Origin of the sequence: Marinobacterium ramblicola, from assembly GCF_019084545.1 — a bacterium.
GTDB lineage: Bacteria > Pseudomonadota > Gammaproteobacteria > Pseudomonadales > Balneatricaceae > Marinobacterium_D > Marinobacterium_D ramblicola.
In genome coordinates, this window is sequence record NZ_JAHREP010000033.1 from 18551 (window position 1) to 40679 (window position 22129).

General features: G+C 58.4%; 23 protein-coding genes. 19 read left to right on the forward strand and 4 right to left on the reverse strand.

From position 1 onward, the window contains the following. Nucleotide 1 precedes the first annotated feature (1 nt). Nucleotides 2-334, forward strand: coding sequence for a DMT family transporter (locus tag KQ940_RS20160; protein ID WP_425515649.1), 333 nt, complete (start codon nucleotides 2-4; stop codon nucleotides 332-334). Between the two features lie 95 nt (nucleotides 335-429). After that, entirely contained in the window at nucleotides 430-1344 is a 915-nt protein-coding gene (locus KQ940_RS20165; RefSeq protein WP_217416158.1) for a cation diffusion facilitator family transporter, read from the forward strand. Between the two features lie 3 nt (nucleotides 1345-1347). Here KQ940_RS20165 and alkB read toward each other — a convergent pair whose 3' ends face one another. Further along, complete coding sequence (gene alkB / locus KQ940_RS20170; protein WP_217416165.1) at nucleotides 1348-2013, reverse strand: DNA oxidative demethylase AlkB; 666 nt, start codon at nucleotides 2011-2013, stop codon at nucleotides 1348-1350. Between the two features lie 840 nt (nucleotides 2014-2853). Here alkB and mnmG point away from each other — a divergent pair. The 13 genes from mnmG to KQ940_RS20235 all read left to right on the forward strand — a co-directional run bounded on the left by mnmG (nucleotide 2854) and on the right by KQ940_RS20235 (nucleotide 14308). Continuing rightward, nucleotides 2854-4740 (forward strand): tRNA uridine-5-carboxymethylaminomethyl(34) synthesis enzyme MnmG, encoded by a 1887-nt coding sequence (gene mnmG / locus KQ940_RS20175; protein ID WP_217416172.1) that lies wholly within the window; start codon nucleotides 2854-2856, stop codon nucleotides 4738-4740. Beyond that, entirely contained in the window at nucleotides 4740-5363 is a 624-nt protein-coding gene (gene rsmG / locus KQ940_RS20180) for a 16S rRNA (guanine(527)-N(7))-methyltransferase RsmG (protein WP_217416174.1), read from the forward strand. The genes mnmG and rsmG overlap by 1 nt, the downstream gene beginning before the upstream one ends. A gap of 2 nt (nucleotides 5364-5365) precedes the next feature. Then, complete coding sequence (locus tag KQ940_RS20185) at nucleotides 5366-6175, forward strand: ParA family protein (protein WP_217416182.1); 810 nt, start codon at nucleotides 5366-5368, stop codon at nucleotides 6173-6175. 2 nt (nucleotides 6176-6177) lie between these two features. Continuing rightward, nucleotides 6178-7071, forward strand: a complete 894-nt coding sequence (locus KQ940_RS20190) for a ParB/RepB/Spo0J family partition protein (RefSeq protein ID WP_217416184.1) — start codon at nucleotides 6178-6180, stop codon at nucleotides 7069-7071. Nucleotides 7072-7243: 172 nt separating this feature from the next. Beyond that, nucleotides 7244-7669 (forward strand): ATP synthase subunit I, encoded by a 426-nt coding sequence (locus KQ940_RS20195; RefSeq protein WP_217416191.1) that lies wholly within the window; start codon nucleotides 7244-7246, stop codon nucleotides 7667-7669. A gap of 16 nt (nucleotides 7670-7685) precedes the next feature. Then, nucleotides 7686-8507, forward strand: a complete 822-nt coding sequence (atpB, locus tag KQ940_RS20200; protein WP_188752004.1) for a F0F1 ATP synthase subunit A — start codon at nucleotides 7686-7688, stop codon at nucleotides 8505-8507. An 84-nt stretch (nucleotides 8508-8591) separates the two neighbouring features. Continuing rightward, on the forward strand, nucleotides 8592-8819 hold the full coding sequence (gene atpE / locus KQ940_RS20205) for a F0F1 ATP synthase subunit C (protein WP_027853452.1): 228 nt from the start codon (nucleotides 8592-8594) through the stop codon (nucleotides 8817-8819). Nucleotides 8820-8887: 68 nt separating this feature from the next. Beyond that, entirely contained in the window at nucleotides 8888-9358 is a 471-nt protein-coding gene (locus KQ940_RS20210) for a F0F1 ATP synthase subunit B (RefSeq protein WP_217416193.1), read from the forward strand. Nucleotides 9359-9370: 12 nt separating this feature from the next. Further along, nucleotides 9371-9907, forward strand: a complete 537-nt coding sequence (locus tag KQ940_RS20215; protein ID WP_217416195.1) for a F0F1 ATP synthase subunit delta — start codon at nucleotides 9371-9373, stop codon at nucleotides 9905-9907. Nucleotides 9908-9923: 16 nt separating this feature from the next. After that, the gene (gene atpA, locus KQ940_RS20220) at nucleotides 9924-11468 is read left to right on the forward strand and encodes a F0F1 ATP synthase subunit alpha (protein WP_217416197.1); all 1545 of its coding nucleotides are present in this window, start codon (nucleotides 9924-9926) and stop codon (nucleotides 11466-11468) included. Nucleotides 11469-11548: 80 nt separating this feature from the next. Further along, nucleotides 11549-12412 (forward strand): F0F1 ATP synthase subunit gamma, encoded by an 864-nt coding sequence (gene atpG / locus KQ940_RS20225; RefSeq protein WP_217416199.1) that lies wholly within the window; start codon nucleotides 11549-11551, stop codon nucleotides 12410-12412. Between the two features lie 36 nt (nucleotides 12413-12448). Then, entirely contained in the window at nucleotides 12449-13846 is a 1398-nt protein-coding gene (atpD, locus tag KQ940_RS20230) for a F0F1 ATP synthase subunit beta (protein WP_217416201.1), read from the forward strand. 36 nt (nucleotides 13847-13882) lie between these two features. Next, nucleotides 13883-14308 (forward strand): F0F1 ATP synthase subunit epsilon, encoded by a 426-nt coding sequence (locus KQ940_RS20235; protein WP_217416208.1) that lies wholly within the window; start codon nucleotides 13883-13885, stop codon nucleotides 14306-14308. A 54-nt stretch (nucleotides 14309-14362) separates the two neighbouring features. Here the strand turns inward: KQ940_RS20235 and KQ940_RS20240 are convergent, their stop codons facing one another. Then, the gene (locus tag KQ940_RS20240) at nucleotides 14363-15103 is read right to left on the reverse strand and encodes a TrmB family transcriptional regulator (protein WP_217416210.1); all 741 of its coding nucleotides are present in this window, start codon (nucleotides 15101-15103) and stop codon (nucleotides 14363-14365) included. 151 nt (nucleotides 15104-15254) lie between these two features. Here KQ940_RS20240 and glmU point away from each other — a divergent pair, with 151 nt between their 5' ends. The 4 genes from glmU to KQ940_RS20260 all read left to right on the forward strand — a co-directional run bounded on the left by glmU (nucleotide 15255) and on the right by KQ940_RS20260 (nucleotide 20591). Continuing rightward, nucleotides 15255-16619 (forward strand): bifunctional UDP-N-acetylglucosamine diphosphorylase/glucosamine-1-phosphate N-acetyltransferase GlmU, encoded by a 1365-nt coding sequence (gene glmU / locus KQ940_RS20245; protein WP_217416218.1) that lies wholly within the window; start codon nucleotides 15255-15257, stop codon nucleotides 16617-16619. Between the two features lie 21 nt (nucleotides 16620-16640). Further along, on the forward strand, nucleotides 16641-18467 hold the full coding sequence (gene glmS / locus KQ940_RS20250; RefSeq protein ID WP_217416220.1) for a glutamine--fructose-6-phosphate transaminase (isomerizing): 1827 nt from the start codon (nucleotides 16641-16643) through the stop codon (nucleotides 18465-18467). Nucleotides 18468-18587: 120 nt separating this feature from the next. Next, complete coding sequence (locus tag KQ940_RS20255; protein ID WP_217416222.1) at nucleotides 18588-19043, forward strand: tellurite resistance TerB family protein; 456 nt, start codon at nucleotides 18588-18590, stop codon at nucleotides 19041-19043. 57 nt (nucleotides 19044-19100) lie between these two features. Then, nucleotides 19101-20591 (forward strand): FMN-binding glutamate synthase family protein, encoded by a 1491-nt coding sequence (locus KQ940_RS20260; RefSeq protein ID WP_217416224.1) that lies wholly within the window; start codon nucleotides 19101-19103, stop codon nucleotides 20589-20591. 87 nt (nucleotides 20592-20678) lie between these two features. On the opposite strand, the gene KQ940_RS20265 is transcribed toward KQ940_RS20260, so the two are convergent. After that, nucleotides 20679-20885 (reverse strand): PA3496 family putative envelope integrity protein, encoded by a 207-nt coding sequence (locus KQ940_RS20265; RefSeq protein WP_217416233.1) that lies wholly within the window; start codon nucleotides 20883-20885, stop codon nucleotides 20679-20681. 209 nt (nucleotides 20886-21094) lie between these two features. Next, on the reverse strand, nucleotides 21095-21991 hold the full coding sequence (hexR, locus tag KQ940_RS20270; RefSeq protein WP_217416235.1) for a transcriptional regulator HexR: 897 nt from the start codon (nucleotides 21989-21991) through the stop codon (nucleotides 21095-21097). Nucleotides 21992-22129 lie beyond the last annotated feature (138 nt).

Consider the following 22129-nt stretch of genomic DNA (forward strand, 5'->3'; position numbering starts at 1 on the left):
GATCTCCACCTATGCCATTCTTGCACTGGCGATTCTGCTCGAAGTGGTAGGCACCACCTACTTGCAAAAATCGCAGCAGTTCACCCTGCTGGTGCCGACACTGATCATGGCCGGCTGCTACATCGGCGCCTTCTATTTTCTGTCGCTGGTACTGAAGCAGATACCGCTGGGTCTGGCCTATGCGATCTGGAGTGGGCTTGGCATCGTGCTGATTGCCGCCGCCGGCTACGTTCTGTTCCGCCAGACTCTGGACCTGGCCGCCATGATCGGCATCGGTTTTATCATCGTCGGCGTAATGATCGTCAACCTGTTTTCCAACTCGATCACCCATTAACCCACAAGATCACCGCGCTTGCCCCCCCTTTTCATCCCGCTACAGAGATGACAGGCTAGGGTTATCCAAGATTAAACCTGGACGGGATCTTTGACATGGCGCATCAGCACCACGCGGGTCACCATCATCACGCCCCCGCCGACACTCAGGGCCGGGCCTTTGTCATCGCCATTGCGCTGAACACCGCCTTCGTCATCGGCGAATTCCTGTTCGGTTTCATCGCCAACTCCACTGCCCTGATGGCCGACGCCGGCCACAATCTGTCCGACGTGCTCGGGCTGGTCCTGGCCTGGAGCGCCCTGCTGCTGTCCCGCCGGGCGCCGAGCCAGCGCTTTACCTTTGGCCTGCGCAGCAGCTCGATCCTGGCGGCCCTGGGTAACGCCATGTTGCTGCTGCTTGCCTGCGGCGCCATCGGCTGGGAGGCGATCGGACGTTTCTTTGACCCTCCTGCCGTATCCGGCCTCACCGTCACACTGGTCGCCGGTGTCGGCATTCTGGTCAACGGCTACTCGGCACTGCTGTTCATGCGGGGTCAGAAACGTGACATCAATGTCCGCGGTGCCTGGCTGCACATGGCCGCTGATACCGCGGTATCGTTAGGCGTGGTCATCAGTGGTGCGGTGATTATGGCCACCGGTTGGTACTGGATCGACCCGTTAATCAGTCTGCTGATCGTGGTGATCATCCTGCTGGGTACGCTCGGGCTACTGCGGGAATCGGTACAACTGGCATTGAATGCGGTACCAACCCATATCGACCCAGAAGCGGTTCGCGCGTTTCTGCAGCAGCAACCGGGCGTAAGCGCGGTGTGCGATCTGCACATCTGGGGTATGAGCACGACCGAGAGCGCGTTGACCGCTCACCTGGTGATGCCGCAGGGCTACCCCGGGGACGCGGCGATGAGCGAGATGCGTCAGGGGTTGGAAGCGCGATTCAGTATCGCCCACTCGACACTGCAGATTGAACAGGGCAATCAGCATCGCTGCTCCCTGCAACCGGGAGACTACTGAGCCTCAACCGGCGTGACGGAAAGTCAGGTTGATTCTCCAGGCCCCCATCAACGGATGTTCACCGGCTTTCAATGGTGCCACACCGTGGTACACCAGGCGTGACGGCCCTCCCCAGACCATCAGATCACCGTGCAGCAGCGGAAAACGGCGTACCGGATCACGCCGCTTCAGCCCCCCAAACATGAAGGTCGCCGGCAGACCGAGAGAGAGTGATACGATCGGCGATCCAAGATCGCGCTCATCCCGGTCCTGATGCAGACCCATCTTCGCACCGGGTTGATAGCAGTTGATCAGGCAGGCATCGGGTGAGAATCCCTCGAACCCCGCGCGTGCAGCCCCGCTGCAAGCAAGTGCCAGTAATAGCGGCGGGATAGCCGGCCAGTCGCGTCCGGACAACGGATCCTCGCTGGCGTAGCGGTAACCGCGACTATCACTGACCCAGCCCAAGGCGCCGCAACTGCTGGTACGGACCGACATCCAGTGCCCGCCCGGTACCTGCATCTGGCGCAAGGGGGCCTGGCGCAGCACCGAGCGAACCGCCTCCACAATCTCTGATGCCTGCTCAAGAGCATAGCCTCGAAACAGCCAGGCGCTATCCGCTATGGCGATCCGTTCTTCGTCGCCAAACAGCTGCCCGCTCTGTTCTGGATAGCTATTTTTCGCATTCATTCTGGTCAATGGCCTGTTCGAAAGCGCTAATTTGCAGCAAGTGTGGATAACTTAGATAAAAAATTACCCACAATTTCACCGTTTTGCTCACACTTTCCATCCACATTTTGCAGCACCTGATGGGTGTGGATAAAGAATTGCCGAAGAAACAGCCTTGATCTTACTTTTTATCAACACGTTAACCACAGCCAACTAACTGTGTGGGAAATTTTAAGTTGTTGATTTTTAATCGCTATAAGACTTATTATCGACCAGGTATAGATTTTTGCCCCCGGATTCGTACTCTGCGTCGGTGCGCTCTCGTGTAAAACCTTACCCACATATCATACAGAAACTGTGCAACAATGATTTCCGGTTCATGTCTATTGTCCACCTATTGCTCACGATTTGCTCTACCTATTGCTCACAGCGCCGATATTGTCGGAGTTATCAACGAAAGCCTGTGGGAAATATGTATAACTGAGATGGCTGAAGCTGGGGATTGCGTGTGATTGAAATCCGGTTGTGTGTAACCAGGGCTTTTATCAACAAGGCATCCATAGGCTGTGGGCAGCCGATACGCACAGAGCAAACAACAATTCGGTGTACCTAATTAAATGTTTTATATAGAGAAAATGAGGTTTTCCCAAGAGACTGGCCTGCCTAAAAGAAGTAAACATAACAATCTCTCTTCATATAAGAGAACTCTCTCTACTTATTTAAAGAACAAAGACCATAGATAAAAAGACGCTGGTCAATTTTTAACCATTCCTTCCGAAAGCCTGTACGGCTATAATCATGCCCCTTTTCCAGCAGTCTCCATTCGTACGACTGTGTCATCCCCAATCTGAGAGGTGTTGAGTGGACTATCCTGACCACTTTGATGTGATCGTGATCGGCGGCGGTCATGCCGGTACAGAAGCAGCCTTGGCGTCTGCCCGTATGGGTGCACGTACTCTGTTGCTGACGCATAACATCGAAACGCTGGGCCAGATGTCCTGCAATCCAGCTATTGGCGGTATAGGTAAAAGCCACCTGGTGAAGGAGATCGATGCTCTCGACGGCGCTATGGCCCGAGCCACCGATCTCGGCGGGATCCAGTTCCGAATCCTCAATGCCCGTAAAGGCCCCGCGGTCAGGGCCACCCGAGCCCAGGCTGATCGCGTGCTGTACAAAGCCGCCATCCGTCAGATACTGGAAAACCAGCCCAATTTGCAGCTGTTTCAGCAGGCGGCTGATGATCTGATCGTCGAGGGGGAACGGGTAACCGGCGTGGTCAGCCAGAGCGGTATCCGTTTTCGTGCCAAGACCGTGATCCTGACCGCCGGTACCTTCCTCGGTGGGGTGATCCATATTGGGCTTGAGCACTACTCCGGTGGACGCGCCGGCGATCCGCCCTCCCTGCGTCTGGCCCAGCGCTTACGTGAGCTGCCGTTGCAGGTCGATCGGTTGAAAACCGGAACACCGCCCCGTATCGATGCGCGCAGTGTCGATTTCTCGGTGATGCAGGTGCAGCCCGGCGATACGCCGACCCCGGTGATGTCGTTTATCGGCAGCCAGGATCAGCATCCGCTGCAGATCAACTGCTATATCACCCACACCAATGAGCGCACTCACGACATCATCCGTGCCGGGCTCGATCGCTCACCCATGTATACCGGGGTCATCGGCGGGGTGGGACCGCGCTACTGCCCATCGATCGAGGACAAGATCCACCGTTTTGCCGACAAGAATCAGCATCAGATATTTGTCGAACCGGAGGGGCTGACCACACACGAGCTCTACCCCAACGGTATCTCCACCAGCCTGCCGTTCGATGTACAGCTGGAGCTGGTACGCTCCATGCGCGGTTTCGAGCAGGCCCATATCACCCGGCCGGGCTACGCCATCGAATATGACTACTTCAATCCCCAGGGACTGCGGCACACGCTGGAAACCAAGGTGATCAACGGGTTGTTCTTTGCCGGACAGATCAATGGCACCACCGGCTACGAGGAAGCGGGCGCCCAGGGGTTGCTCGCCGGCGTCAACGCCGCCGCCCAGGCGCTGGGCCGGGAGAGCTGGTATCCCCGTCGCGATGAAGCCTATATCGGGGTCATGGTCGATGACCTGATCACCCTTGGTACCTCCGAACCCTACCGCATGTTCACCAGCCGCGCCGAGTACCGTCTCGTGCTGCGTGAGGACAATGCCGATCTGCGTCTGACCGAGCAGGGGCGAAAACTGGGCATTGTCGGTGACGAGCGCTGGAGCCGTTTCTGTGCCAAGAGAGAGTCGATCGAGCTGGAGGCCCAGAGGTTGCGCGATACCTGGATTCAGCCGCGCAGTGCCGAATCCGAGCAGATCGAGGACAAACTGACCTCGCCGATGAGCCGCGAGTACAGCCTGGCCGACCTGGTCAAGCGCCCCGAACTCAGCTATGCCGACGTCGCCGGACTCAAGGGCGAGCCAGTGAGTGACCCGCAGGTGGCCGAACAGGTCGAGATCCAGTTGAAGTATTCCGGCTACATCGACCGGCAGAAGGATGAGATCGCGCAGATGCAGCGCCAGGAGAACACCCCGCTGCCCGATGACTTCGACTATGACGCGGTAGGCGGTCTGTCCAACGAACTGAAAGCCAAGCTGAAGCAGCACCGGCCGGAGACCCTGGCTCAGGCGTCCCGCATCCAGGGCATGACGCCGGCGGCGATCTCGCTGCTGCTGGTATACCTGAAAAAACGTCAGTTGCAGCAGAAGGCCGCCGGTTGATGCAGGCATACAAAACGCAACTCGAGCGCCAACTGACCGCGCTCGATCTGAAACTCGATGCCGGCAAGATCGAGCAGCTGCTCGCCTACCTGGCGCTGCTGGTGAAGTGGAACAAGGCCTACAACCTGACCGCGGTGCGCGATCCCGCCGAGATGGTCAGCCGCCACCTGGTCGACAGCCTCAGCATCCTGCCCTGGATCGGCGAGGGGCGGCTGATCGATGTCGGCAGCGGTCCGGGTCTGCCCGGTATTCCGCTGGCGATAGCGCGACCGCAGCTCGATGTCACCACGCTGGACAGTAACGGCAAGAAGACCCGGTTCCAGAACCAGGTCAAACTGGAGCTCGGTCTGGCCAATCTGCAGGTGATCCACGGCCGGGTCGAGCAGTGCGATCAGGGCCCCTACGAGCAGATCGTGTCGCGTGCCTTTGCCTCCCTGGCCGACATGCTGAACTGGACCGGACATCTCTGTTCCGATCAGGGTGTTTTTCTTGCCATGAAAGGGCTGTATCCTGAGGCGGAACTCAACCAGTTGCCGCCGGGATATGCACTGAAAGCCAGTCACCGGCTGAATTTGCCGGATACGGATGGTGAGCGGCACCTGCTTGTCCTAGGGAGAGCCTGAGCGTGGCGAAGATCCTCACGATCACCAACCAGAAGGGGGGCGTCGGCAAGACCACGACCGCCGTGAATCTGGCTGCCTCATTGGCGGCGACGAAAAAGCGTGTGCTGATGATCGACCTCGATCCCCAGGGCAACGCGACTATGGGCAGCGGTGCCGACAAGCATCAGCTCGATAAGTCGATCTACGAGGTACTGACCGAACAGTCCAGTGCCGAAGAGGCACTGGTCACCGGCCTGCCCAGCGGCTATCACCTGATCGGCGCCAATGGCGACCTGACCGCAGCCGAGGTTGAGCTGCTGCAGATGCCGCGGCGTGAGTTTCGCCTCAAGATGGCGCTGATGCCGCTGCTCGATCGTTACGATTTCATCCTCATCGATAACCCGCCGTCGCTTAACCTGCTGACCGTTAATGCACTGTCCGCATCGGACGGCGTGATCATCCCGATGCAGTGCGAGTATTACGCGCTGGAGGGGATCAGCGCGCTGGTCGGTACCATCGACAAGATCAACAAGCGGCTGAATCCCAAGCTCAAGATCGAGGGGATTCTGCGCACCATGTTCGATCCGCGCATGAGCCTGACCAAGGATGTTTCCGATCATCTGGTGGAGTATTTCGGTGCCCGGGTCTATCGCACCGTGATTCCGCGCAATGTCCGTCTGGCCGAAGCGCCGAGCCACGGTATGCCCGCGTTGCAGTACGACAAAAACTCCCGCGGCGCGCTGGCCTACCTCGCGCTTGCCGGTGAGCTGATTCGGCGCACCGAGCAGGAACGCGCCGGCGAGACAGTGGCTACTGAACAGGAAGAGATTTAGAGATGGCGGTCAAAAAACGGGGCCTCGGACGTGGCCTGGATGCATTGCTCTCCAGCGTAAGTGTTGCCGGTGACGAGCCGGAAGGCCAGCAGGACAACGCGGCTGATGCCTCTTCGGTTAACGGAAAGCTGCAGGAGATGCCAGTTGGACTGATTCAGCGCGGGCGCTACCAGCCCCGGCGCGATCTTGAACCCCAGGCACTGGAGGAGCTGGCCGCCTCGATCAAGCTGCAGGGGGTGATGCAGCCGATCGTGATCCGCCCGGTCGATGGCGAGATGTACGAGATCATCGCCGGTGAGCGGCGCTGGCGTGCGGCACAGATGGCGGGGCTCGACCGCATTCCGGTGTTGATCCGCGACGTGCCCGACGAGGCGGCCATCGCCATGGCGCTGATCGAGAATATCCAGCGCGAAAACCTCAATCCGATGGAGGAGGCGATCGCCCTGCACCGGCTGCAGACCGAGTTCGAGCTGACCCAGCAACAGGTCGCCGATGCAGTCGGCAAATCGCGCTCCACTATCACCAACCTGCTGCGGCTGATGAACCTGACCGAAGAGGTCAAGCGGATGCTGGAGTATGGCGATCTGGAGATGGGCCATGCCCGCGCCCTGCTGCCGCTGACCGAAGAGCAGCAGATCGAAGCGGCGAAAGAGGTGGTGGCAAAGGGCTTTTCCGTTCGTCAGGCCGAAGCGCTGGTGCGCAAAATCGTCGAAGGGCGCCATCTGCCGAAGCCTAAGCCGGAACCGAGTGAACGCCACAAGAGCGTTGCCACGCAACTGACACAGCGCTTCTCGGTACCGGTCGAGGTGAGCGCCAATGCCAAGGGCAAGGGCAAGATCAGTCTCAGTTTCAGCTCCGACGAGGAGCTCGAGGCGATACTGGCGCTGATCGGTTGAGCGATCCCGGCCGGGCAGCAGGCCCCTACCTTGGTTACTTTTGTTAAGACCTTAGTGCAAAACTCTTAAGGTTTTGTTGAGTAGCGTTGCCTTACACCCTATAATCTTGCCGCTATTTGAAGGGGACATTGCGTCCGAAATAGGGTGGCTTTTGCGTAAATCAGTGCCTGGAGTGCAACCAGAAGTCCAGCCGGCGGTAGTCAGCGGACGGTTGCAGAAGCGCGGAAGGCGGGCGCTTTTCAAGGTTTATCTGATTCAGAGCGGTCTGTTGCTGGCGATTGCCGCCGGGCTGTTGCTCAAAAGTCCAGTCGAGTCTTACTCGGCGCTCATCGGCGGCCTGCTGTATCTGCTGCCCAATCTCTATTTCACTTGGCGTGTTCTCTACAGCAAGCGCCCTGCCGAGACGGCTCAGCAGGTCGTGATCAGTCTCTATGCAAGTGAAATAGGGAAAATGGTTTTGGCGGCCGGGTTGTTCAGTGCAACCTTCCTACTGGTCGATCCGCTAAGTCCATTTTCCCTATTTCTCACCTTCATACTGCTGCAACTGTCCGGGTGGATGCTGCAGTGGAGGCTGAATAACCGTTTCCTGAAACTTTGAAAATGAGAGACTGAGAATGGCGAGTGGAACAGTTACATCCTCAGAATACATATCGCATCACTTGACCAACCTGACCTTCGGTAATCATCCGGAGCATGGTTGGGGCTTCGCGCACAGCGCGGCCGAAGCGGCGGAGATGGGATTCTGGGCGATCAACGTCGATACCATGTTCTGGTCAGTAGGTTTGGGTCTGCTGTTTGTCTGGTTCTTCAGCAAGGTGGCCAAGGCCGTGACCTCCGGTGTACCGGGTGGAGCACAGAACTTTGTCGAAACCGTTATCGAGTTTGTCGATGACAACGTGAAGAGCATCTTCACCCACAAGAGCACGGTGATTGCGCCGCTGGCGCTGACCATCTTCGTCTGGATCTTCCTGATGAACCTGATGGACCTGGTGCCGATCGACTGGATTCCGTTCGTTGCCGGCGAGATGGGCATCCACTTCATGAAGGTGGTACCGACCACCGACGTCAACGCCACCGGCGGCATGGCGATCAGCGTATTCGCCCTGATCGTCTACTACAGCATCAAAATGAAGGGCGTGAGCGGTTTCATCGGTGAGCTGGCGTTCCAGCCGCTGCCGAAGATCTTCGCACCGTTCAACCTGTTCCTTGAGATCGTCGGTCTGCTGGCCAAGCCTGTTTCCCTGGCACTGCGACTGTTTGGCAACATGTATGCCGGCGAAATGATCTTCATCCTGATCGCGCTGCTGCCGTTCTGGGCACAGTGGGTGCTGTCAGTACCCTGGGCGATCTTCCATATCCTGATTATTACGCTGCAGGCGTTCATCTTCATGGTACTGACAATCGTGTACCTGGCGATGGCCCACGATCACCACTAAGCGTAGTGACAGGTACAGGTAGTAGAAAACCGAGTTTGTTTCAAACCTTTAAACTTTAACCTTGAAAATTGCTGGAGAAAAAAAATGGCTGAACTGCTGTATATCGCTGCTGCTCTGATGATGGGTCTGGCTGCAATCGGTGCCGCTATTGGTATCGGTATCCTGGGTGGCAAGTTCCTCGAAGGTGCTGCTCGTCAGCCGGAACTGGTACCCCTGCTGCGCACCCAGTTCTTCATCGTCATGGGTCTGGTCGACGCGATCCCGATGATCGGCGTGGGTCTGGGTCTGTACGTCCTGTTCGCTGTTGCTTAATAAGTAGAAATGGCGTTTTACCCCATGTCGGGTAACTACTACTTACACAACAACCGCGAGGTAATGGCGTGAATATCAATCTCACCATCATTGGTCAGGCCATTGCATTCTTCCTCTTCGTCGTATTCTGCATGAAGTACGTATGGCCGCCGATCACCGGCGCCCTGGCAGAGCGCAAGAAGAAGATTGCCGAAGGTCTTGATGCGGCCGACCGTGCTGAACGTGACCTGCGACTGGCTCAGGAAAAAGCCGCCGCAGATATGCGTAAAAGCAAGGACGAGGCAGCCGCCATCATTGAACAGGCCAACAAGCGGGCTAACCAGATCGTCGAAGAAGCCAAAGAGCAGGCGCGTGTCGAAGCTGACCGCGTGAAAGCATCTGCTCAGGCTGAACTCGAACAGGAAGTTAACCGGGCGAAGGAAACTCTCCGCGCTCAGGTGGCTACGCTGGCAATTGCCGGTGCTGAAAAGATCCTGGAAGCCTCTGTTGACGAGAAAGCGCACGCACAGCTGGTTGAGAAACTGGCGGCTGAGCTTTAAGCGAGGTTTACGATGGCTGAACTCAATACAGTCGCTCGGCCCTACACCAAAGCCGCGTTCGAATATGCGTTGGAGAAGGGCAACCTCGATCAGTGGTCTACGATGCTGTCCGCAGCTGCACAGGTTGTGCAGGACAGCACTATGGCCCAAGTGCTGACAAACCCGGCCCTGACTTATCAGCAGAAGGCCGAGGTGCTGATCTCCGTCTGTGAACAGCAGATGGATGATGCCGGCAAGAACTTCACCGTTCTGCTGGCTGAAAATCAGCGACTGGCTCTGCTACCGGAGATTGCTCTGCAGTTCGCCCGGCTGAAAGCGGCACAGGAGAAGAAGGTCGATGTCGACCTGACCACCGCTTTCCCGCTTGACGATGCTCAGCAGCAGAAACTGGCTCAGGCGCTCAGCACCAAGTTGGGTCGCGAAGTGAAACTGACCTCCCAGGTGGATAAATCCATCCTCGGCGGTGTGGTCGTTCGCTCCGATGACTTTGTGATCGACGGTTCCATTCGTGCACGACTGGCGAAACTGGCCGAAGCGATGAATTCCTGAGTAATGAGGAATAACAATGCAGCAACTGAATCCATCTGAGATCAGCGAGATTCTCAAGAAGCGCATCGAGAAGCTCGATGTGTCTTCTGAAGCCCGTAACGAGGGCACGATCGTCAGCGTATCTGACGGTATCATCCTGATCCACGGTCTCGCCGACGTAATGTACGGCGAGATGATCGAATTCCCGGGCGGTGTCTACGGTATGGCACTGAACCTGGAGCGTGACTCTGTCGGCGCCGTTGTACTGGGCGACTATCAGACTCTGGTCGAAGGCATGACCGCCAAGTGTACCGGTCGCATCCTTGAAGTACCGGTTGGTCCGGAACTGCTCGGCCGCGTCGTTGACGCCCTGGGTAACCCGATCGACGGTAAGGGTCCGGTTGAAACCAAACTGACCGACGCGGTCGAGAAAGTGGCGCCGGGCGTTATTGCCCGTCAGTCGGTTGATCAGCCGGTACAGATCGGTCTGAAAGCGATCGACGCAATGGTCCCGGTCGGCCGCGGTCAGCGCGAGCTGATCATCGGCGACCGTCAGATCGGTAAGACCGCTATCGCGATCGACGCGATCATCAACCAGAAAGGCACTGGCATCAAGTGTATCTACGTTGCCATCGGCCAGAAACAGTCCACTATCGCCAACGTCGTGCGCAAGCTCGAAGAGCATGGCGCCATGGACCACACCATCGTCGTAGCCGCTGGTGCCGCCGATCCTGCAGCGATGCAGTATCTGGCGCCTTACGCCGGTGCGACCATGGGCGAATACTTCCGCGATCGCGGTGAAGACGCGCTGATCATCTATGATGACCTGACCAAGCAGGCCTGGGCATATCGTCAGATCTCCCTGCTGCTGCGTCGTCCGCCGGGCCGTGAAGCCTATCCGGGTGACGTTTTCTACCTGCACTCCCGTCTGCTGGAGCGTGCTGCGCGCGTCAACGCCGACTACGTAGAGCAGTTCACCAAGGGTGAAGTGAAAGGCAAAACCGGTTCTCTGACCGCCCTGCCGATCATCGAAACCCAGGGTGGTGACGTTTCCGCGTTCGTTCCGACCAACGTAATCTCCATCACCGACGGTCAGATCTTCCTGGAAGCCAGCCTGTTCAACTCCGGTATCCGTCCTGCCATCAACGCGGGTCTCTCCGTATCCCGTGTCGGTGGTTCTGCACAGACCAAGATCATCAAGAAACTTGGTGGTGGTGTGCGTCTGGCCCTGGCCCAGTACCGTGAATTGGCTGCCTTCGCACAGTTTGCTTCCGACCTCGACGACGCTACCCGTGCTCAGCTGGAGCATGGTCAGGCGGTTACCGAGTTGATGAAGCAGAAGCAGTACTCGCCGATGTCCGTCGCAGAGATGGGTCTGAGCCTGTACGCAGCGAACGAAGGTTTCCTGAAAGACGTGGAACTGGACAAAATCGGTGCTTTCGAAGCGGCTCTGATCTCCTACTTCAACAGCGAACACGCTGATCTGATGGCGAAGATCAACGAGAAGGGCGATTACAACGACGAAATCGCTGCGTCCTTCAAAGCCGGCATCGAGAAGTTCAAGTCTACCCAAACTTGGTAAGTGCTCTGACAACCCGTTTGTGAGAGTCGGGGGCCGGTGACTCACCGGCCTGAACCGAGACAAGTTTAATAGGCGGAACTATGGCAGTCGGAAAAGAGATTAAGACGCAAATCGCGAGCATCGGCAGCACGCGCAAGATCACCAGCGCCATGGAAATGGTGGCTGCGTCGAAAATGCGCAAGGCCCAGGATCGCATGCAGTCTTCCCGTCCGTACGCCCACAGCATCCGTGGTGTGGTTCAGCATCTGGCCAAGGCCAATCCTGAATACCGTCACCTCTACATGCAGGAGCGTGAGGTCAAGCGCGTCGGTTTCATTATCGTCGCTTCTGACCGCGGCCTCTGTGGTGGCCTGAACGTCAACATGTTCAAGGCAGCCATTGCAAAGATGAAGGAGTTCAACCAGCAGAACGTCGAGATCGATATCTGCGCGCTGGGCTCCAAGGCAATCAGCTTCTTCCGGAACTACGGCGGTAACGTCGTGGCAGCCAAAGGCCAACTCGGCGATGCACCCGAGATCGGCCAGCTGCTCGGATCCGTGAAGGTGATGCTGGACAGCTATGACGAAGGCAAGCTGGATAAGCTGTACATCGTGTCCAACGATTTCGTGAACACGATGACCCAGAAGCCCGCTGTCGAGCAGCTATTGCCGCTTCAGGCAGGTGAAGACGAAGAGAAGCTCAGCCACCACTGGGATTACATCTATGAGCCGGACGCGAAAGAGCTGCTGAACGGGCTGCTCAAGCGTTATATCGAGTCTCTGGTGTACCAGGCAGTGGTTGAGAATAACGCCTGTGAACAGGCAGCACGAATGCTGGCGATGAAGAACGCAACTGATAACGCCGGCAACCTGATCGATGAGCTGCAACTGGTTTACAACAAAGCCCGTCAGGCGGCGATTACTCAGGAGATATCCGAGATCGTCGGTGGTGCTGCTGCTGTTTGATGCGGTGAACAGGTTTAAATTTAAGAGGATCCGAACATGAGTAGCGGACGTATTGTTCAGATTATCGGTGCGGTTGTTGACGTGGAGTTTCCGCGTGACAGCGTGCCGAAGGTTTACGACGCACTGGTCGTCGATAAAACCGGCCTGACACTGGAAGTTCAGCAGCAGCTGGGCGACGGTGTCGTGCGAGGCATTGCAATGGGTCAGACCGAGGGTGTATCCCGTGGTCTGGAGGTGTCCAATACCGGCGCTCCGGTCTCTGTACCTGTTGGTACCGAAACCCTGGGCCGTATCATGGACGTACTGGGTAATCCGATCGACGAGTGTGGCCCGATCGGTGAAAAGGAGCGTTATCCGATTCACCGTAAAGCGCCGACTTACGCTGATCAGGCTTCTTCCAACGAACTGCTGGAAACCGGCATCAAGGTTATCGACCTGGTGTGCCCGTTTGCCAAGGGCGGTAAGGTTGGTCTGTTCGGTGGTGCCGGTGTAGGTAAGACCGTCAACATGATGGAGCTGATCAACAACATCGCACGTGAGCACTCCGGTCTGTCTGTATTCGCAGGTGTTGGTGAGCGTACCCGTGAGGGTAACGACTTCTACCACGAAATGCAGGAAGCCGGCGTTGTAAACGTCAAGCAGTTCGACCAGTCGAAAGTAGCGATGGTTTACGGTCAGATGAACGAGCCGCCGGGTAACCGTCTGCGTGTAGCGCTGACCGGTCTGACCATGGCGGAGAAGTTCCGTGACGAAGGTCGTGACGTACTGCTGTTCGTCGACAACATCTACCGTTACACCCTGGCGGGTACCGAAGTATCGGCACTGCTGGGTCGTATGCCTTCAGCGGTAGGTTACCAGCCGACCCTGGCGGAAGAGATGGGCGTTCTGCAGGAGCGTATCACCTCTACCAAGACCGGTTCCATCACCTCTATCCAGGCGGTATACGTACCGGCGGATGACTTGACCGACCCGTCTCCGGCGACCACCTTCTCCCACCTTGACGCGACCGTCGTACTGTCTCGTCAGATCGCGGAACTGGGTATCTACCCGGCGATCGACCCGCTGGATTCCACCTCTCGTCAGCTGGATCCGCTGGTTATCGGCCAGGAGCACTACGAAGTGGCGCGTGGCGTGCAGTCTACCCTGCAGCGCTACAAGGAGCTGAAGGATATCATCGCGATCCTGGGTATGGACGAGCTGTCGGAAGAGGACAAGCTGACCGTATCCCGTGCGCGTAAGATCCAGCGCTTCCTGTCTCAGCCGTTCTTCGTGGCAGAAGTATTCACCGGTTCTCCCGGTAAGTACGTATCGCTGAAAGATACCATTAGCGGCTTCAAAGGCATCCTCGAAGGTCAGTATGACCAGCTGCCGGAGCAGGCGTTCTACATGGTCGGCACCATCGACGAAGCGGTAGAGAAAGCTAAGAGCCTGTAATCGGTTCACGGCGGAAACCTTTAAGAGGTAATGAAGATGGCTATGACTGTTCACTGCGACATCGTAAGCGCCGAAGAGGAGATCTTCTCCGGCCTGATCGAGTTCGTATCCGTAACAGGTAGCCTGGGTGACCTGGGTATCTATCCGGGTCACGCTCCGCTTCTGACGGAACTGAAACCAGGCCCTGTCGAGCTGCGTAAGCAGGGCGGTGAGGAAGATGTGTTCTACGTGTCTGGTGGTTTTATCGAAGTGCAGCCGCACAAGATCACGGTACTGGCGGATACTGCCGCTCATGCCGCTGATCTGAACGAGGCTGCTGCGCTCGAAGCCCAGAAACACGCCGAGCATGCGATGGCTGACAAATCCGGGGAATTCGAATACTCCCGGGCAGCCGCTCAGCTCGCGGAAGCTGCTGCGCAGCTCCGCACACTGCAGCAGATTCGTCGCAAGACCGGTAAGTAATACACCCGCTTGCAACGATCTAAAAAAGGCAGCTTCGGTTGCCTTTTTTGCTTTTCAGAGCAACCCCCAGAGGGTATCGAAGATGATCTGTTGTGCCGTCGAGACCTCCTTCGAGTCGATCACTACCGCGGTGGGATAGTTGTCCGAGGCCAGCGAGATGATCGCACAGCGGGGTGGATAGATGGCGATATAGGCGGCATCCACCGGCCCGTCGGTACGGATCCACTTGCGCTCTGACAGCTCGGCGCTCTCACCGCCATCGCCGATGGCGATCACGCGCACCCGAATATCGCGGGCGATGCGCTGGGCGGTAAAGGTCGGGAAAGGCCGGTACAGGTGGCGCCGGATCGGCTTTGACGAGAAAACCGAATAGACCTTCTGTGGCTGTTCCGAAACCCGATTGAGGATATCCCGCAGCACCTGCTCTATCCCTGCATCCCCCTCGAAGAACTGCACGTTGGCGGCACTGAAGTCGGGCTTCAGGTGATGCATCTCCGGGATGATGCGGCCCTTGAGCTGGTTCAGCGCTATCGCCAGGCGCTGCTGACGCTCTTCTCCCAGTTGCAGCAGCACCTCCGGCTCGCGGGCCGAGAAGAATCGGCGCTGCCCCTTCGGCAGGTAGGTCACGATCCCCTGCTGCTGCAGCGCCTTCAGGCATTCGTAGGTTGTACCCCGATTGACACCGGCGCGTTCAGCAATGGTGCGGATAGAACTGGGTCCCAATGCCAGCAGTGCCTTGTAGATCGCGATATCGCGCGGTTCGAGCCCGAGTTGGGCAAAGATCTCATCGTCCATATTGTCAATTTTTTTATGACAAAGAATATTGATCCCATCCTGACATACTGTAGGCTGCTGTCAATTCGTGGTTATCGACCACGCAACAAAAGACGATGTTTGTAGTCAGTTGGATGACACGGCAGATCAACAACAAGATCAGGAACGATGGATGAATATTGACGTAGTGATTCTGGCCGCTGGCCAGGGCAGCCGAATGAAGTCGAGTCTGCCCAAGGTGATGCACGCCCTGGCGGGCAAGCCGATGGTACAGCACGTGATCGATCATGCCCGGGCGTTGGGCGAGGTGAACCTGCACGTGGTGGTTGGTCATGGTGCGCAGCAGGTTCAGGATGCACTGAGCGGTCAATCGCTGCAGTTCGCGCTGCAGTCCGAGCAGCTCGGTACCGGCCATGCCGTGGCTCAGGCGCTGCCGGCAGTGGCGGCCGACTCGTTGGTGCTGGTGCTGTACGGAGATGTGCCGCTAACCCGGCCGGAGACGCTGGATGCGCTTCTGCATATCGCAGCTCAGGGCCATTTGGGGCTGCTGACCGTCGAACTGGCCGACCCCAGCGGCTACGGCCGCATCATCCGCAACCCGGTGGGTGACGTGGTGGCGATCGTTGAGCACAAGGATGCCTGTGAAGAGCAGCGTGCGATCGCCGAGGTCAATACCGGAATCATGGCGTTGCCGGCGGCTTATCTGCATGACTGGCTGCCGCAGCTCTCGTCCGATAACGCCCAGGGCGAATACTACCTGACCGACGTGATCGCCATGGCCGCCGAATCCGGCGTGCGGGTACAGGCGATCCAGCCCGGCTGCGAACAGGAGGTGCAGGGGGTTAACAACCGTGCCCAGCTGGCTTCACTGGAGCGCTGGTACCAGGCTCAGCTCGCCGAGCGGCTGATGGCCGACGGCGTGACGCTGGCCGATCCGGCGCGCATCGACGTACGGGGCACGCTGGCGGTGGGCCAGGATATCAGCATCGATATCAACTGCATATTTGAGGGTGAGGTGGAGCTGGGCAGCAACGTTCGCATCGGCCCCAACTGTCTGATCCGCAACAGCCGCATCGGCGCCGATACTCAGATCGAGGCGAATACGGTGATCGATGGTGCCCTCGTTGCGGGCGCTTCGACCATCGGGCCTTTCGCCCGCCTGCGCCCGGGCACCGAGCTGGCCAATGGGGTCAAGGTCGGCAACTTCGTCGAGACCAAAAAGGCACGTATCGGCGAAGGCAGTAAGGTCAACCACCTCAGCTATGTCGGCGATGCGCTGATCGGTCGCGACGTCAATGTCGGGGCCGGCACCATTACCTGCAACTATGACGGCGTCAACAAGTCGCTGACCGAGATCGGCGACGGCGCCTTTATCGGCTCCAATACGGCTCTGGTGGCGCCGGTCAGTGTCGGTGCCGGCGCGACGGTCGGTGCCGGTACGACACTGACCAAGCCGGTGGCGGACGGTGAACTCGCCGTTGCCCGCAGCAAACAGAGCAATATCCGTGGCTGGCAACGGCCGGTCAAGCGCAGCTAAGGTAAGGACGGAGCAGAGAATATGTGTGGAATCGTAGGCGCCGTGGCGGCGCGACAGGTATCGGGCATTCTGCTTGAGGGGCTGCGTCGGCTGGAATACCGCGGTTATGACTCGGCCGGGATGGCGCTATGGCATAACGGCGAGATCCAGCGTTTGCGCCGTATCGGCAAGGTGCAGGCATTGGCAGAGGCGCAACAGCAGCAACCGTTGTCAGGCACCCTGGGTATCGCCCATACCCGCTGGGCCACCCACGGCAAGCCCTCGGAGCGCAACGCACACCCGCATATGTCGGCCAACCGCGTTGCGGTAGTGCATAACGGCATCATTGAGAACTACGAACGCCTGCGCGACGAGCTGATCGAGTCCGGTTACAGCTTCGATTCCGAGACCGATACCGAAGTGGTGGCCCATCTGATCGACCGTGAGGTGCAGTCCGGTGCCACGCCGCTGGAGGCGCTGCGCACGGCGATGTCGCGCCTGGAAGGAGCGTTTGCACTCGGCGTCATTCAGCTCGACCATCCGGACAGATTGCTGGCGGCACGTAAAGGCAGTCCGCTGGTGATTGGTGTTGGTATCGGCGAGCATTTCATCGCCTCCGATCAGCTCGCCCTGCTGCCGGTCACCGACCGTTTCATGTTCCTCGAAGATGGCGATATTGCCCGCCTGACGGCGGACAGGGTAGAGGTCTGGGATGCGGCCGGTCAGCCGGTGGAGCGCAGCGTCAGCCGCTTCGAGCATGGTGCCGGCAGTGCTGAAAAGGGCGCCTTCAAGCACTTCATGCTGAAGGAGATCTACGAGCAGCCAGCGGTGATGAAGTCGGTACTCGAGGGGCGTATCAGCGGCGATCACCTGCTGGAGCAGGCGTTCGGCAATGAGGCGGCGGCGCTGTTCGACCGTACCCGTCAGGTGCAGATCGTGGCCTGCGGCACCAGCTATCACGCCGGTGTTGTAGCCAAGTACTGGATCGAATCCCTGGTCGGTATCCCCTGCATGGTCGAGGTGGCCAGCGAGTTCCGCTACCGCCCGGTGGTATTGCCTCAGGGGACGCTGCTGATCACCCTGTCTCAGTCCGGCGAGACCGCCGACACCCTGGCCGCGCTGCGCGATGTACGTGAGCGGGTGCTGGGTACCCTGGCAATCTGCAATGTGCCGGGCAGCTCGCTGGTGCGGGAGTCCGATATCGCGCTGATGACCAACGCCGGTCCCGAAATCGGTGTGGCCTCCACCAAGGCGTTCACCTCGCAGCTGGTGGCGCTGATGCTGACCACCCTGGCCCTGGGTCGCCGTCACGGCATCCTGCCGGGTACCGAGGCGCAGATCATCACGGCGCTCAAGCAGTTACCGGAGCTGCTCGAGCAGCTGCTGGCACTGGATCCCGAGATCGAGCAGATGTCGGCGGCGTTTGCCGAGAAGCAGCACGCACTGTTCCTCGGTCGCGGCGCGCTCTATCCGATCGCGCTGGAGGGGGCGCTGAAGCTGAAAGAGATCTCCTATATCCATGCCGAAGCCTATCCCGCTGGTGAGCTCAAACACGGCCCGCTGGCCCTGGTCGACAAGGAGATGCCGGTGGTCACGGTGGCGCCGAGCAACGACATGCTCGACAAGCTCAAGGCCAACCTGCAGGAGGTGCGCGCGCGCGGCGGAGAACTGTTCGTCTTCGCCGGTCAGGACCAGAGCATCCGCACCGAACCCGGTATCAGCGTAATCCGCCTGCCGGCGATGCCGGTGCTGCTGGAACCGATCGCCTATACCCTGCCGCTGCAGCTGCTGTCCTACCATGTCGCGGTGCTCAAGGGTACGGATGTGGACCAGCCGCGTAACCTGGCGAAGTCGGTAACGGTGGAGTGAAGGATCCACTCCGAATGTAAACGCGGGTCTGGCGGGCCAGACCCGTGATGTTCGTCCAGCCTGGCAACTGAACCTATCCGTGTCGCTGAGGGTCTATCCAGCATACTGGGAGATATAATGATGCTGACCAAACTGAAGGGCTTTCTCGACAACCTGATGACTGTAGATGTCGAACAGGTGGAGGATCCGCAGGAGCTTTTCTCGCTGGCCAGTGCCGTGCTGATGGTGGAGGTGATCGCTTCGGATTATGCGCGCAAGCCGGAGGAGAGAGCGGCACTGCTGGCGCTGGTCAAACGCAGCTTCAGTCTGGAGGACGCTCAAGCCGAGGCTCTGCTTGAGCGTGGTGAGGAGGCGCATCGGCTCTCCACCGACTATTTCCGCTACACCTCGCAGATTAACCGGATCTGCTCACCCGAACAGAAGGTATCGTTGATCGAGAACCTCTGGCGTGTGGCTTATGCCGATGGTGAACTGCACCATTACGAGGAGCATGTGATCCGTCGCGTTGCCGATCTGATCCACGTCCCGCATATTGAGTTTATCGCCGCCAAACACAGGGCCCAGAGCGGCGAGTAGTCCACACGCTGATGAATCGGTTAGCATAGAGCCGACTCAGGTCCAGAGAACCTCAATATGAACGATACCCTTGCAATGCTGGCGATCGATTTTATTGCGATCATCGGGTTGTTGCTGCTGTTGTTGATTATCGGTGGCGTGATTACCGCTGTCATCATGTACCAGGTCGACAAGCGCCAGACCGCCCATACCATCAGGCGCAACTACCCGCTACTCGGGCGCTTTCGCTACCTGTTCGAGAGTCTCGGTGAGTTTTTTCGCCAGTACTTCTTCGCCATGGATCGGGAGGAGATGCCGTTCAACCGCGCCCAGCGCTCCTGGGTCTACCGCGCTGCCAAGAATATCGACAACACCGTCGCCTTCGGCTCCACACGGGATCTGAAAAAGCCGGGCACCTATTACTTCCTCAACTGCCCTTTCCCGACCATGAGCGAGGATGCGGCGAAAACCCAGTCGATGCGGATCGGCCCCTATTGCCGGGAGCCCTATGATGCGCCCTCCTTTCTCAACATTTCGGGCATGAGTTATGGCGCGCTCTCAAGGCCTGCGGTGAAAGCCCTGTCGCGAGGTGCGAAAAAAGCCGGTTGCTGGATGAACACCGGCGAAGGTGGTCTGTCACCCTACCATCTCGAGGGCGGCTGCGACATCGTTTACCAAATTGGAACTGCCAAGTACGGGTTACGCGACGATCAGGGCAAGCTCAGTGACGAGAAGCTGGTGCAGGCATCGGCGCTGCCGCAGGTCAGGATGTTCGAGGTCAAGCTCAGCCAGGGCGCCAAGCCGGGCAAGGGCGGGATCCTGCCCGGTGACAAGGTGACGGCGGAGATTGCCGATATCCGCGGAATTCCGGCGGGACAGGCCTCCATCAGCCCTAACCGCCATCCCGAGATCGGCTCGATCGAGGACCTGCTCGACTTTATCGAGCATATCCGTGTAGTGACCGGTAAACCGGTGGGGTTCAAGATGGTGCTGGGGACGACCAACTGGCTGGACCCCTTCTGCGAAGCAATCAACAAACGCGGCAGCGAATCGGCGCCAGACTTCATTACCCTGGATAGCGCCGATGGTGGCACCGGTGCCGCGCCGCTGCCGCTGATCGACAGTGTCGGACTGCCGTTGCGTGAGAGTTTGCCGATTCTGGTCAACAAGCTGATGCAGCATGGTTTGCGTAACCGGATCCGCATTATCGCCTCGGGTAAGCTGATCAACCCGACCGATGTGGCGGCAGCAATCTGCATGGGCGCCGATTTCGTGGTTACGGCGCGGGGCTTCATGTTCGCGCTGGGCTGTGTTCAGGCGCTTCAGTGCAACAAGAACACCTGCCCGACCGGGATCACCACGCATAACCCCCGCTTGCAGCAGGGGTTGGTACCGGAGGATAAGGCCGAACGTGTGGCCCACTTCCACCACAATCTGGTACATGAAGTGGAGATGATCGCCCACTCCTGCGGCGTTTCCGAACCGCGTCAGTTACGCCGTGAGCATGCGGCCATCGTGGTCGATGGCGGAAGTTCGGTGCCGCTCAATATCCTCTATCCAGAATCCTGACAACGATCGCCGCTCATACGCCGGCGGCATGCCGTAGATCCCGTACATAACGCGAAAGGCCAGCGTAACGCTGGCCTTTCGTGGTCTCTACTCTTCGTCGAACCAGGAGTCGTTGTCGATAAAGGGGGACAGCTCCTTCTCCTCCCGTCGACGCTCTATGGCGCGGCGTGCTTCAAGGAGACGCTTGGATGCGTGCTGTTTGCGGCGGTTGTTCTCTTCGACATCGTAACTGACGAGGATGTCGAACACTTGGGTCTGAATATCGCTCAGTTCCTGCTCTTTCCGTACCTGCATAATACTTGCTCCGATCAACCCATTTTGCGGTGACCAACGGAGCGTTTAGAGGCCCGTCGGGAACCGCGAAAACGTCGCTGTAGATCCCGTTTTACCCCAACATCGATCAAAACTCAAACAATGAGGGGATGGTTGCACAGGGAATACTAGGCGGGAGCTGTTGCACGGAGGTGACAGGGGCGCCTGTTTCAGGCGCCCTGTTGGCCGGGTTAATCGTCGTCGTTGTCGTCTTCCGGACGGCGTAGCAACAGGCGTTTATCGTTCTGGCGCAGACTGCGCAGGCTGCGCTTGATCGTCTTCAGATGATCGAACAGCGCCGGACCCAACTTCATCGCCACGCCAACGGCGAGTACATCGATCACCACCAGATGCACGATGCGTGACGACATCAAGGTGCTCAGATCCTTGTCCTCCTCCACATCGATATGGATGGGGATGGTGGCCAGGTCCGCCAGCGGCGTGTTGCCGGGGCAGAGTGCGATCACCGTGGCACCGGTTTCACGCACCAGCTTGACCGTATGCAGCAGGTCCTTGGTGCGGCCGGTCTGGGAGATTGCCACGACCGCATCGCCCTCGCCCAGGGTGACCGCGGAGATGGTCTGCATATGCGGGTCGGAGTAGGCCGCCGCCGATACTTTCAGACGATAGAACTTGTGCTGGGCATCGGCACAGACCGGCGCCGATGCACCGAAGCCATAGAACTCCACCCGGTTGGCCTTGGCCAGGGCGTCGATCGCCTCCTCCAGTGTGGTCGGGTCCAGTTGCTCGCGGATATTGATCAGGTTGCCGATCATCGAGTCGAAGATCTTCTGCTTGAACTCGATCACGGTATCGGTGGAGTTCAGGGCAAACTGTTCGAAGCTGGTATTGCTGGCCAGCCCCTGGGCCAGGGTCAGCTTGAAGTCCTGGAAACCGTCATAGTTGAGTGCACGGCAGAATCGAACCACCGTCGGCTCGCTGACATTGGCCTCCGACGCCAGATCGACGATCCGCATATGGATCACTTCGTTGGGGTTGGTCAGTACATACTCCGCCACCTTCTGCTCGGATTTACGCAGTCGTGGGCGGGCATCAGCGATCGATTTAAGCAGATTGAAGGAGTTCAATGGTCTTTCCTGCAAGAATCAGGGATAGCGATTGCCGAGAGTATATCAAGCCTCCACCGGCCACGCACAATTTCACGAAAATATCTAAGCTGTTGACTCGCAAAGAAATTGATAGGCTAAACAAATGGCCGGCGGAAT